The following is a 13482-nucleotide window of genomic DNA, read 5'->3' on the forward strand; positions in this document are numbered from 1 at the left end:
ATTAGAATAAGTGAGGAAATAATGAATATTGAACAGTTAAAAAAATCAGCTAAACAAGCAAGACGTGATATTGTCTCAATGATATATCGTTCTGGAGCTGGTCACCCAGGTGGGGCATTATCAATAGCTGATATCATGACCTATATTTATCAAAACGAAATTAATTTTAATCAAAGTCCTAGAGCTCGTCTTGTCATGAGTAAAGGGCATGCGGTTGCAATTCAGTACGCACTACTTAATCAATTAGGTTTTATTAAAGATGAAGAAATGATTACTTTTCGTAATTTAAATTCTCGTTTACAGGGACATCCTAATATTAAAACAGTTCCACAACTTGATGCTAATACAGGGTTATTAGGACAAGGTTTATCAATTGCATTAGGAATGGCCGCTGCCAAAAAACTCAATAATGATCCAAATAAAGTCTATGCAATGATTGGTGATGGTGAAATGCATGAAGGACAAATTTGGGAAGCACTTCAGCAAGCCGCTCATATGAAAATGGATAATTTAGTTGCGGTTATAGATTATAACAAATTGTCTTCTCATGATGAGGTTAATTCAGTATGTAGATTAGAACCATTGGCTGACAAATTACGAGTTTTTGGATGGAACGTAATTGAATTAACCGATGGTAATGATATGGAACAAATAGTGGATAGCTTTGCATTAGCTCGCCATTATAAAGGTAAACCAATTGCTATCTTAGCTCATACCATCAAAGGAAAAGGGGTTAGTTTTATGGAAAATAATGGTGATTGGCATTCTAAAACACCAACTGATGCCGAGTACAAACAAGCTATGGAGGATTTACAATGATAGAAATGAAAGCACCTCGGGATGCAATTGGTAAAGCATTAATTCAATTAGCAGAAAATAACTTTCCGATCACTGTTATTGATTGTGATTTAGCTAGTTCAACTCGTGCTGATCAGTTCGCACAAGCTTACCCACAACGTTTTTTTGAGATGGGCATAGCTGAAGCATCAGCATTAAGCTTTGCAGCTGGACAATCATTTGAAGGATTAATTCCATTTTTTATCGATTTTGCTATTTTTGCAACAGGAACGGTATGGACGCAGCTCAGACAATCTTGTTATGCAAATGCAAACATTAAAATAGTTGGTACTCATCCAGGTGTGGATGGTGGATTTGATGGTGCCTCTCATCATGCGTTAGAAGATATTGCATTAACGAGAGTCTTGCCAAATTTAACCGTTTTATCACCAGCTGATGCAGATGAAGTTTACGAAGCATTTGAACAAGCAGCCAAAATTAAAGGCCCTGTTTATATTAGAGTGGCTCGTGAGCCAATGCCAATCCGTGATAAAACCAAGGTTCCTCGAGTTAATGACATTGATGCTGTGATCAATGAAGGAAATGATTTTGCTATTATTTTCGAAGGAGCAAGTTATGAACAAGCTAATGACGGTTATCAAAAATTAACCTCACTTGGTCATAAAGGAAAGCTTATACATTTAGCTTGTATCAAACCATTCAATCAAGAAAAATTTAAATCTTTATGCCAACATGTCAATGTTCTTATAACCGTTGAAAATCACAGTATCAATGGTGGTATTGGTGGATTAATTGCTGAACAAAGTATGCAAAATGGTATTTTAAAACCACTGATAAGGATAGGTGTATCTGATACATTTACTGAATCAGGAAAAAGTGGTCAACTAAAAGATAAATACGGAATTAGTGGTCAAAATATTTGTGACCAATTTTTGAAAGTTGTATCTTAAAATAGATGATGGTTGCAAGTGGTAGCTTGTAACCATATTAATCATCGATATAAAAAAATTAATAATGAGTAATAAAAGAGTAATAAATATGTCCATACATCCTATTTTTGAAAGATATTGGCAGTTTAATGAAGAAAATTTGGATTGGAAAAGTGCGATTCAATTAGTTGGAAATTCATTAATCGAAAATAATATTATCGAACAAAGATATATAACATCTATAATTGATAATGTTAATCAAATTGGTGCGTACTTTATTATAGCAGATGGTTTTGCCTTACCGCATTCTCGCTCAGAAAATGGTGTAATATGTGAAGAAACAAAATTTTCTTTACTGAAATGCACTCATCCTGTTATTTTTCCTGACGGTGAAAAAATATCTTTGCTTATTATGTTAGCTGCGTCAGACAATAATAAGCATATTGATGCGATGTCAGAACTCATAGAATGGTTAGAAGAAGACAATCGGCTCGATAATTTAATCAATGTTGATAATAAAATTGAATTTGAGAACCTATTATTTAGGTAATTATTAAAATAATATCTAAACAAATTCTTGGTAACTGATATCAATAATATAATAAAACGTTTTACCGTTTGGTGTGATGACTGCTATTTCATCATCAATTTTATGACCAATTAAAGCTCTGGCAACAGGGCTATTAATCGATATCCAATTTCTTTTGGGATCGAATTCATCACTGCCAACAATACGGTAGATATGTAATTTTCCTGAATCATCTTCCAATTTGACCCAAGCCCCAAAAAATACTTTTCCTTCTTGTCTTGGGTCAGGATCGACAATCGTTAATATTTCTAAACGTTTGGTTAAAAAGCGAACACGTCTATCAATCTCTCGAAGACGTCTTTTTCCATAAATATATTCCGCATTTTCACTACGGTCGCCAAGGGCTGCAGCATCAGAAACAGCTTGAGTAACACGAGGCCTTTCTTCTTTCCATAAATATTTCAATTCACGATCGAGTGCCAAGTAGCCCTCTCTTGTTATATAATTAGCTTTTTGCATAATGAATATAAATTCCGTTAATCGACGAGATATACAGAGATATCATGATAAATAATCAAATTAGCCATATTATAGCGGGTGAATTAACCGTAAAACCAGAACAAGTTTTAGCTGCCATTCAGTTATTAGATGATGGTAGTACCGTTCCCTTTATTGCTCGATATCGTAAAGAGGTGACCGGAGGTCTGGATGATACCCAATTACGTACCTTAGATAGCCGTTTAAGTTATTTGCGAGAACTAGAAGATCGTAAACAAACAATTTTAAAATCAATTGAGGAACAGGGTAAATTAACCCCAGAATTAAGCCAAAAAATTACTGATACGCTTAGTAAAACGGAATTAGAAGATCTTTATCTTCCTTATAAACCAAAACGCCGTACCCGCGGTCAAATAGCAATCGAGGCAGGGCTTGAATCTCTCGCTGACGATTTATGGCAAAATCCCGATCTCAATCCAGAAACTGAAGCTGAAAAATATATCAATGCAGATAAAGGCATTGCTGATACTAAATCTGCCTTAGATGGTGCCCGTTATATTTTAATGGAGCGTTTTGCTGAAGATGCCGCTTTACTTGCTAAAGTTCGTCATTATCTTTGGAATAACGCGCATCTTGTATCTCAAGTTATTACTGGTAAAGAGGAAGAAGGTGCTAAATTTAGAGACTACTTTGCACAAAGTGAACTTATTTCAAAAGTGCCTTCTCATCGTGCTTTAGCGATGTTTAGAGGACGAAATGAAGGATTTTTACAACTTTCACTCAATGCCGATCCGCAATTTGAAGAAACGCCAAAAGAGAGCTATTGCGAGCAAATTATTACAGAGCATTTAGGGATTCATTTTAATGATCAACCTGCAGATAAATGGCGTAAAGCAGTTATTAATTGGACATGGCGAATTAAGATTTTAATGCACATGGAAACCGAGCTTATGACCACTTTGCGTGAACGTGCTGAAGAGGAAGCAATTAACGTATTTGCAGCAAATTTACACGATATGTTGATGGCTGCACCTGCAGGTATGAAAGTCACCATGGGAATGGATCCAGGCTTACGAACAGGTGTAAAAATTGCTGTTGTGGATTCTACAGGTAAACTTATTGCGACCGAAACGATTTATCCTCATACAGGACAAGCTGATAAAGCAGCAATGATTGTTGCTGCACTTTGCATTAAACATCAAGTGGAATTAGTTGCAATTGGTAATGGCACGGCATCTCGTGAAACTGAACGTTTTTATCTTGATGTTCAGAAAAAGTATCCGGAAGTAAAAGGGCAAAAAGTTATTGTCAGCGAAGCTGGGGCTTCTGTTTATTCTGCATCAGAGCTTGCTGCTCAAGAGTTCCCTGATCTGGATGTATCAATTCGTGGTGCGGTATCCATTGCTCGTCGTTTACAAGATCCATTAGCTGAGCTAGTAAAAATCGATCCAAAATCCATTGGGGTGGGGCAATATCAGCATGATGTTAGTCAGACCCAATTAGCTAAAAAACTTGATGCGGTGGTTGAAGATGGAGTAAATGCGGTAGGGGTAAATTTAAACACTGCATCAATGATGTTACTTGCCCGTATTGCAGGATTGAATAAAGTTATTGCCCAAAATATTGTAGATTGGCGTAATGAACATGGTCAATTTACCGATCGCAAACAGTTGTTAAAAGTTAGTCGTTTAGGCCCTAAAGCGTTTGAACAATGTGCTGGTTTTTTACGCATAATGGAGGGTAAAAATCCACTTGATGCATCGGCTGTTCACCCTGAAGCCTATCCGGTAGTTGAACGAATTTTAGAGAAAAATCATAAATCTTTAAAAGAAATTTTAGGTGATACTCATTATCTGAAATCATTAAAAGCGGTTGATTACGTTGATGACCATTTTGGTGTTCCAACTGTCACTGATATTATTAAAGAACTTGATAAACCCGGACGAGATCCAAGGCCCGAATTTAAAACGGCCCAGTTTGCTGATAACATCGAAACAATGGAAGATTTAAAAATAGGCATGATTATGGAAGGTGCGGTAACCAATGTTACCAATTTTGGTGCTTTTGTTGATATTGGTGTACATCAAGATGGTTTAGTTCATATATCAGCATTATCTGATAAATTTGTTGAAGATCCACGAACGGTAGTTAAAGCTGGTGATATTGTTAAAGTTAAAGTGATTGAAGTGGATATTGCCCGCAAACGTATTGCTTTATCGATGCGACTTGATGATCCAACAACGCCAAAAGTAGAAGGGGCCAAAGCTCGAACGAATAAATCAACCGGTACTTCTAAAAGTGGACAGTCAGCGCCTATTACAAATAGTGCAATGGGTAATGCTTTTGCTGCAGCTTTTAAAAAAGGAAAATAAATTCAGTTATATTTTATTTGTAAAGGGAGGTTAATGCCTCCTTTTTTATTTAACGCTAATTTCAAAATATTTTAATAAAATTATTGATGATAAATCCAGTGATTAAAAATCAAATCAGGAGCTCAATCACTTTATTTAGAATTATTATTTTAATAAATATTCATTTGAGAACCATTAAATATCAATAAATTGATATTTAGCTATTCCATATTGTATATATTATTATATACTATGCACAATTGTGTAGATTATTTTTAACATATACAATTAATTATCTTATTTAATCAGCCTGTTAGTAAAGTTAAACTACTTTGCGCTGATCTTTTTAATAGCATTTCTTATTTTGATATTCTTAAATTAGTTTATTAACAACATTTGAATATTACACTTTTTCGATAGCGACATAGTCGTTTTTGCTCTAGATATTAAATAAAAATATACCGTTACATGGATGCAATTTAATAACTTTCTAATGGTTTCTATTGCTTATACGCGTTTTTAAAATTTGAAATAGGTAACAATTTTTATCAATCATTTGATAATTCTGTAGTTTATTAAAACTTTAAATCAATAACTTTATTCTAATTTGCAGGAAAGTTTATGAGTAGAGGAATTAGCATGAATAGTAAAATGTTTGTTTCCCCAAAATTTCATTTGATGCAATTAATATTTAATATTACAGCTATTTCTTTTTTTGGCCTTTTTTGCCATACATCTCTAGCCGCATTATCATTTGCTGCAACCACTACGCAATATATTCACGGTAATCCGCCTGAAATTCTAGAATCTGCTGATACAAAAATCTTAAATGGAATTCAATTTAAATTAAATATTGATGGTATTGATCCTGTGATTGTTTTGCCTGGTACTGATAATAAGATTTCTGTTGCTTACAACACTTCACCAAGTATTTATTCATTTGGGGTAGATACTTCAAGTTTGAATGATAGTGATATAAATGATGTAGATGGTGACAAAGTGGCTACTACCGGCAGTTTTATCATTCAGTCTATTAATACTGAATGGCGGGACTCAAACAATAACATAATTCCTTCTGATTCTACTTCCCAACTTGGTAGTGATGTGTGTAATTCATCGACGGCTAATGCAAAATCATCAGTAAAAGTAACGATTCAATTTGTTGCTAAAACCCAGTACGGTGCTCCTGATCAGTCAGAACCAAGAGAAGTCTCTAAAACATTTCAAGTCAGTGCTGATGATGGTATCTGTTATATTAGGCCTGGTGTATTGGCTCTGATTATGCACAATGGATGGGATGAAGGGGATAACTATGCTCCTTATGGTGCTGATACGATAGATCTTGATGTTCCTTATAACGTAGACCAATTTACTATGCATAAAGGTTTTAAGGCCTCTGTTAAAGATCAAAACGGCAATTACTTCCCAACATATGGTTTCCCGGATGCACGTTTTAGAATTGTGCCGGTAAATCCAATTTCAGATTATAGTTATACCTTGGTTAAAAATCCGAATAATTCACTAATTAGTGCTTCTCGTGATTCAAGCGCTGATTCTAAAAGTGAATTTAAATTTACCGAAAATGTACCAGCTAAAGATGATAAATTTGTAATATTAGTTACCAATAATCGAACGTTAGCACAGTTTTATTACACTTTCTCTATAAAACATTGGTTATATTTTACAAATAACTTGGCTGGCAATTGGCAAAGCGCAAATACATATTGTCAAAATAATAATGATAGATTACCAATACGAGCTGAGTTATCCAATTCTCCTTTTGCTACCGTTTCAACAAATAATGATTTCTATTATGTAAAAAATAATGGATATAGAAGAGCAATCGGTGAAGGATTATTGCCAGAATGGGGTAAAGTCTACTTTTATTCGCCACTTGATTATATTGGGCGAGATATGATGTCTGGTGCGCCAAATTTAAGAAGTTTAATCAATTATGATTTCTATTTTACCAGTGAACCATCATCGGTAAAAGATGGATTAGGTAATTATCGATATTACAGTGTAGGGATGGTAGAAGGTAATATTATTGTTGAACCAGATATAGCATATACCTTATGTGTTAAATATTAACGTTGATATACAATTAGCTATTTTTTAAAAAATCTTAACAGATATTAATGATTTATATTAATCTTTGATTTTGCTGTTAATCAAATGAGCAGGTTTTCAACCTGCTCATTTTTATTTCAATAATCTCATGGGGTAAAAAATTTAAGCCATTATTTTGGAATTTTTATAATAAGCCTGTTAATGGCTAATTAGGCACACACTTATTAAAAAAACGCTATTATGATAAATAAACAGTTGGTAAAACAATATTTTTCAGACCAAATTGTTTTAATTCCATAGCAAAATTTTCGATATGTTGTTTTGAGGCGCTCTGCCATGTTTTGGCTTCACCTCTCACACCATGATTATGAAATGCATTGATTCTAATTTTTATATTTGCATCAAATTGCTTTAAAAAATTAGCTAACTGTTCAGCGTTTTGTTGTAAATCGGTATGCTTAGGAATAATTAGAAATCTGACTTCATATAATTTATTCATTTTTGCAAGATATTCAATTGACTTTTTAACTCTTAAATTTCCCTTGCTGGTTAATGCTTCATGTACTTGATTATCCCATGCTTTAAGATCAATCATTGCCCCATCCATTACGTTGACTATTTTTTGCCAACCCAATTGAGGTAAATATCCATTACTGTCAACAAAACAGCTTAGGTGTTTTAAATCCTGAGCTTGTTTAATCGCACTAAAAAGCTGTTCAATAAACGCCAGTTGCAGTGTTGCCTCTCCACCGCTTAGGGTTATTCCATTTAAAAAAGGGAGATACTTTCGGATAAGTTTTAAAATATCTTCGATACTGTATCGATAAGTCATCGGTGTTGACTGATAGTTACAAGTGTTTATACAAGTATCGCACTGCTGGCAAGTTGAACTTTGCCAAATGACTTTGTTGTTGATAAATGATAATGATTGATGGGGGCAGGTAGCAACACATTCGCCACACTCCTTACACCGTGAAATAGTATAAGGATTGTGGCAATTTAAACATTTAAAATTGCAGCCTTGTAAAAAGATGACTAACCGGTTTCCCGGTCCATCAACACAAGAAAAGGGTAAAATTTTATTAACGATTGCCCATGACTTGTTCATGGCTTATTACCCTAGGGGTCCTGCATAAGTAACTATTGTTCACTGTATCTTCGGCTGCTTCACTACCTAAAAATGTGGTATTAATCCGCGAACCTTCTTCTTTATATTTTTTGATATCTGATAATCTCACCATATAACCAGTTACACGTACCAGATCATTACCACTGATATTAGCCGTAAATTCACGGAAACCAAATTTAAATGCTGCTTTACAAATTTGTACTAAGGCTAATGGATTATTTTTAATCGTTTCATCAATAGTTAAAATATCACTAATGCCAGATGTATAATATTTATGGTGTTTAAATAATGCCATTATATGGGTAACAGGATCTGGTTCATGTCCATAAGGGATACGTAAACCAGGTGTTGCACCGCGGTCTGTACTGATACCTGACTGCGCATGTAACATCGCTTTACCTTGCCATGCATGTTTAATTTTATGATTATCAATAAAGTCGGCTAATTGCTTAGAAATTGTTGTAGCTAGTTCATTAGCATCTTCATCAACACCATAGCGACCAGCTAAGTTAGATTTTTCTTGTAGAATATTAACCGCTTCAGCCATAGCATAAATACCAAACATTGGTGCAAATCGAGTTGCGTCAATTAGTCCTTCTTTGACTAAAAAACTATTTTGAAAGAAATCCGATTTTTCATAAAGAAATTCCGATCTCGCTTTGATTAAGTTCAATTGCAATTGGCAATAATAAGGCAGGGTATTTTGTAAAAAGTCGGTAATACTGTTACTTTTTAATGCGACTTCTTTTAAATTGATTCTTGATAAAGTGCTACCACCACCCGCAACAGGGAGAGAGTTATAACAACTCACAACACCATAGCCTTGATCATCAAAATCTTTTTTGATCATCATATTATTAGCGATATGTGGTTTTGCTGTTTGGCAGATATTCTCAATTGCTGTATTTAGTAAAGATTCTGGGGTGATATCTTCATCATAAATAAACGTTAAATTAGGCGCAACTTGTTTGAGTTCACGATCAACACGTAAAATTACTCGACAGATCACATTGTCAGTTGGACCAATATTGGCGTGCATAAATGCATCAGGAAGATTGCGATCAAGCATAATCCAAAAACGTTTTAATCGCTGATAAAGCTCTTCTTCTGTTAAATTGCCAACATAAGGTAGTAACACTTTATCCAAACAACCTAAATAAACGGGCATACCAGTGACCGAAGGGACATGATGATAAGCAATTGTCAGCATATTTATGGCATCATCAAAATTTTTTGCAGGCTCAAGCTCTAAATACTCAGATCCTTGTTTAAGGAATTTTGCATAATCAGGTAACACATAACGAGGTTTATACGGTGCATGACCTTCGTACATGTCACAAATTACACGCTCATCTAAGGCTTGTTTAGTTTCATTATCCAAATCAACATAAGGTAAATTATTTTCCGCTGCTAAAGCGAGAAGGTTCGCTTTTTGTTTAGGTGACAGGTTGGGATCGGTCACAATATCGTAACAATTTTTTTGAAATTCTGTCATGTTCATAAATACCTCTATATTACCTATATGTTGAAAGCAAAAAATTAAATTTAATGGCTAATTTATAATACCAATTTTACCTGTGCCATTTATATTCTATATTTCTTTTTTAAAGCCGTTATTTTTCCAAAATGAAATTAACCGGCTCATAATCTGCCGCATTAATTGGTGAGTGCGCTTCAATATATTCTCTTATCACATCCGCGTCTCGGTAACCTGTATCGACATAAGTTGGTGAAGTGTTGGTAACAGGATAACCATCTCCACCAGCCGCTAAATAATCTAACGTGGTAATACGATAAGATTTTTGCAAATCAATTGGCTCATTATTAATTTTAATATCGCTAATCGTATTGCCAGCTAGCGTGATATTTTTTAAGTGAGTATAACCACCAGAACCTTGTTTTTTACTTAATGCAACTTTAAGATATTCCACCAATTCACGGCCGGTTAACTCAAAGTAAACAACTGTATTACCAAAAGGCTCAACTTTCAAAATATCACGATAAGTAATATTTCCTTCAATAAGTGAATCACGAATCATACCGCCAGCCATAATGCCAACATCAGCATTCGTTTTTTCAATAAAGGCACTGAGTAACAGCTGTCCCATATTGCTTTGTTGATATCTTACTACACTACGATCACCTTCTAAACGACCGATTAATTCACCTGTTTTAGTGAGTAATTGCTGTTTACCTTGATCTTGATAAGGTTTAAGTGTTTCTAACAATTTTTTATCTTGTTCAATTTCACTAGTGTAGTATTCAAGACGTTTAGTATCGTTGCCATTGTCGACTTCTTTTTTCAAGTTGATAGGAATTAACTGATAATTTTCCAGTGTTATTTTACCGTTTAAAAAGACAAAGTCGGCACGACCAACATATTTACCCCATTCATGAGCTTGAACAATCCAAGTTCCATTTTGTTGATCGGGTGCACATGGTGTGCCAGGAACATACTCAGTAATACGTTTGTTAGGGCTAGCCATACATACAGGGTTTTGAGAGTGACCACCTACAATCATATTTAAATCACCTGGTTTCAATCCCCGTGCTAACTCAACATCACCCGGTGCCATTGAACCATGTTCACCATTTTCATAATGTCCCATATGAGTAACCGCAATAATCATATCTGGGCGCTCATTATTTTTAATTTGACTTATCACCTTCTCTGCTTCAGGCAAGGTTTTGCGAAACTCGACACCGTCAGTATTTTTAGGTGAAGCAAGGAAAATTGTATCATCAGTAGTTAAACCAAATACCGCAACTCTAATGCCATTTAAATCAAACATTTTATAAGCATCGAAAACGCGATTATCAGTATTTTTGAAGTAAGTATTTGCTGATAAAAATGGAAAGTGAGCCCATTTTTGTTGTTCACGAATAACTGCTAAAGGATGATCAAACTCATGGTTACCAACAGCCATCGCATCATAACCAATACTGTTCATACCCATAAAATCGGGTTTAGCTTGTAAAACATCGGATTCAGGAACGCCTGTATTAATGTCACCGCCAGATAGCAGAAGTAATTTCCCACCTTTTTCGGATACTTCTTTTCTAATTTGGTCAACTACAGTTTTTTGAGCAGCTAAACCATATTCACCAATGTCATTTTGCCAAAAATGGCCATGATGGTCATTAGTATGCAAAATAGTAAAAGAATAGGGCTTATCTTTTTCCCAAGTAGGTGCAGTAGATTGCTTGGTTGCAACTGCTGCGAATGAATTAACTGAGAACAGACCTAAAACAATAACTAGTGACAGTTTAAATTTAAAACAATACATGGCATCTCCCAAATCCTTATTAGAGCTATTCCGTAATTACTTTGAAAATCAATTGTGGTTGTTTAGCACTATCACTGATAGTAATATTGTCATACAATTTTTGTTTAATTGCATCAATCTTATCGCTACTTGAATGAATAGTTAATAATGGTTCACCCACTTCAACTTTATCACCCACTTTTTTATGTAAAACAATACCAACTGCTGGATTAATAACGTCTTCTTTAGTTGCTCGTCCAGCACCTAATTGCATTGCCGCAATACCAATTTGGTCGGCAATAATGCGTGATACATAACCTGATTTTTGTGCAGGTAGATCGATTTGGTAAGGGGCATTGGCTAATTTTTCAGGATGATCAACAACAGAGCTATCTCCACCTTGAGCTTCAATTAACGTTTTAAATTTCTCTATCGCTTTACCATTTTTAATGACTTCTTGAAGTTTTTCTCTTGCTTCCTCTAATGTCTTAGCTTTATTGGCTAATACAACCATTTGACTACCAAGCGTTAAAACTAACTCAGTTAAATCAGCAGGACCGTGACCATTTAATGTATCAATGGCCTCTTTAACTTCTAAGGCATTACCAATAGCATAACCTAAAGGTTGAGACATATCTGAGATAATCGCCATGGTTCTACGGCCAATTTGATTACCAATATTAACCATTTCATGTGCTAATTTCTCAGAGTCTTCCATCGTTTTCATTAAAGCACCGTCACCGGTTTTGACATCCAACACAATAGCATCAGCACCCGCAGCCAGTTTTTTACTCATGATTGAACTGGCAATCAGCGGAATAGAGTTAACCGTACCGGTTACATCACGTAATGAATAAAGTTTTTTATCCGCTGGGGTTAAGTTACCTGATTGACCAATAACCGCAACACCTTTTTGGTTAACCTGATCGATAAACTCTTGCTTACCTAATTCGATTTTAAAGCCGGGAATAGTTTCAAATTTATCGGTTGTTCCACCAGTATGGCCTAATCCTCGACCTGACATCTTGGCAACAGGAATATCTAAAGCAGCAACTAATGGTGCTAATACTAAAGTGGTTGTATCACCCACACCTCCGGTTGAATGTTTATCTACTTTAATACCTTTAATTGATGATAGATCAACAGTATCACCGGAATACATCATAGCACTAGTTAAATCAGCACATTCTTTCGAAGTCATACCTTGATAATAAATAGCCATAAGTAAAGCACTTACTTGGTAGTCAGGAATCGTACCATTAGTATAATTGGTAATAAAAAATTGAATTTCTTCGGTAGTTAAGGCATGTCCATCACGTTTTTTTTCAATAATATCTACAAATCTCATTACACTTCTCTCTTAATATCAATAAATCAAATTAGGATTATATTTTTTCATCCATTATATGGATTGATGATAATTCTGATCTTAGCTTCATCACTCTCTTTTATTATTTTCTATCAATTTTTTGATAGTTAAAATTTTCTTATTCAGAAATAATACTAATCTAAATCACTAGGTGAAAAAGACCAAGGCAACAATTCACCGACAGTGGTTTCTTGGATTTTACCATGCATATTTGTCAAAATAACTGGCATATCTTTGGCGCAAAATTCACTAATGACTTGGCGACAAGCTCCACAAGGTGAAATTGGTCCATCTGTATCCCCAATCACAACTAATTTTTTAAATTTTGTTTTACCTTCTGATACCGCCTTAAAAATCGCAGTTCGTTCAGCACAGTTGGCTAGGCCATATGAGGCATTTTCAATATTGCATCCTAAAATAGCTTCGTCATCTTCGGTAATTAATACTGCACCTACTTGAAATTTAGAATAGGGTACATAAGCTTTTGAGCGTGCTGTTTTAGCTAGTTCAATTAGTTTTTCAATCTTCATATTCATAATCCTT

At 34.7% G+C, this 13482-nt stretch carries 10 protein-coding genes and 1 pseudogene; 5 read left to right on the plus strand and 6 right to left on the minus strand.

Going from position 1 to position 13482, the window contains the following annotated elements; all coding sequences use genetic code 11:
• The first annotated feature begins 21 nt into the window (after positions 1-21).
• From J3U24_RS06910 to J3U24_RS06920, 3 genes are all read left to right on the plus strand, one after another.
• Complete coding sequence (locus J3U24_RS06910; protein WP_267337447.1) at positions 22-819, plus strand: transketolase; 798 nt, start codon at positions 22-24, stop codon at positions 817-819.
• Between the two features lie 5 nt (positions 820-824).
• Positions 825-1748 carry a transketolase family protein gene (locus tag J3U24_RS06915; RefSeq protein ID WP_416380501.1) on the plus strand — a complete coding sequence of 308 codons (924 nt, stop codon included), beginning with the start codon at positions 825-827 and terminating at the stop codon, positions 1746-1748.
• An 88-nt stretch (positions 1749-1836) separates the two neighbouring features.
• Positions 1837-2277, plus strand: coding sequence for a PTS sugar transporter subunit IIA (locus J3U24_RS06920; RefSeq protein WP_065733800.1), 441 nt, complete (start codon positions 1837-1839; stop codon positions 2275-2277).
• Between the two features lie 15 nt (positions 2278-2292).
• Here the strand turns inward: J3U24_RS06920 and greB are convergent, their stop codons facing one another.
• The gene (gene greB, locus J3U24_RS06925) at positions 2293-2775 is read right to left on the minus strand and encodes a transcription elongation factor GreB (protein ID WP_065733801.1); all 483 of its coding nucleotides are present in this window, start codon (positions 2773-2775) and stop codon (positions 2293-2295) included.
• Positions 2776-2819: 44 nt separating this feature from the next.
• On the opposite strand from greB, the pseudogene J3U24_RS06930 reads away from it, so the two are divergent.
• Both J3U24_RS06930 and J3U24_RS06935 read left to right on the plus strand, forming a co-directional pair.
• Positions 2820-4988, plus strand: a pseudogene (locus tag J3U24_RS06930) (Tex family protein); the annotation flags it as partial.
• Positions 4989-5744: 756 nt separating this feature from the next.
• A complete protein-coding gene (locus tag J3U24_RS06935; RefSeq protein ID WP_267330657.1) occupies positions 5745-7196 on the plus strand; it encodes a hypothetical protein in 1452 nt (483 codons plus the stop codon).
• Between the two features lie 217 nt (positions 7197-7413).
• On the opposite strand, the gene J3U24_RS06940 is transcribed toward J3U24_RS06935, so the two are convergent.
• From J3U24_RS06940 to J3U24_RS06960, 5 genes are all read right to left on the minus strand, one after another.
• On the minus strand, positions 7414-8283 hold the full coding sequence (locus J3U24_RS06940; protein WP_267337444.1) for a YjjW family glycine radical enzyme activase: 870 nt from the start codon (positions 8281-8283) through the stop codon (positions 7414-7416).
• Positions 8258-9805, minus strand: coding sequence for a YjjI family glycine radical enzyme (locus J3U24_RS06945; RefSeq protein ID WP_416380498.1), 1548 nt, complete (start codon positions 9803-9805; stop codon positions 8258-8260). Before J3U24_RS06945 ends, J3U24_RS06940 begins: the two co-directional genes overlap by 26 nt.
• A gap of 112 nt (positions 9806-9917) precedes the next feature.
• Positions 9918-11591, minus strand: coding sequence for a bifunctional UDP-sugar hydrolase/5'-nucleotidase UshA (gene ushA / locus J3U24_RS06950; RefSeq protein WP_267337442.1), 1674 nt, complete (start codon positions 11589-11591; stop codon positions 9918-9920).
• A 25-nt stretch (positions 11592-11616) separates the two neighbouring features.
• Positions 11617-12918, minus strand: a complete 1302-nt coding sequence (locus J3U24_RS06955) for a pyrimidine-nucleoside phosphorylase (RefSeq protein WP_267337441.1) — start codon at positions 12916-12918, stop codon at positions 11617-11619.
• A 155-nt stretch (positions 12919-13073) separates the two neighbouring features.
• On the minus strand, positions 13074-13475 hold the full coding sequence (locus J3U24_RS06960) for a cytidine deaminase (protein WP_176713943.1): 402 nt from the start codon (positions 13473-13475) through the stop codon (positions 13074-13076).
• Positions 13476-13482 lie beyond the last annotated feature (7 nt).

Origin of the sequence: Gilliamella sp. B2785 (assembly GCF_026537005.1) — a bacterium.
In the GTDB taxonomy this organism is placed as follows: domain Bacteria; phylum Pseudomonadota; class Gammaproteobacteria; order Enterobacterales; family Orbaceae; genus Gilliamella; species Gilliamella apicola_E.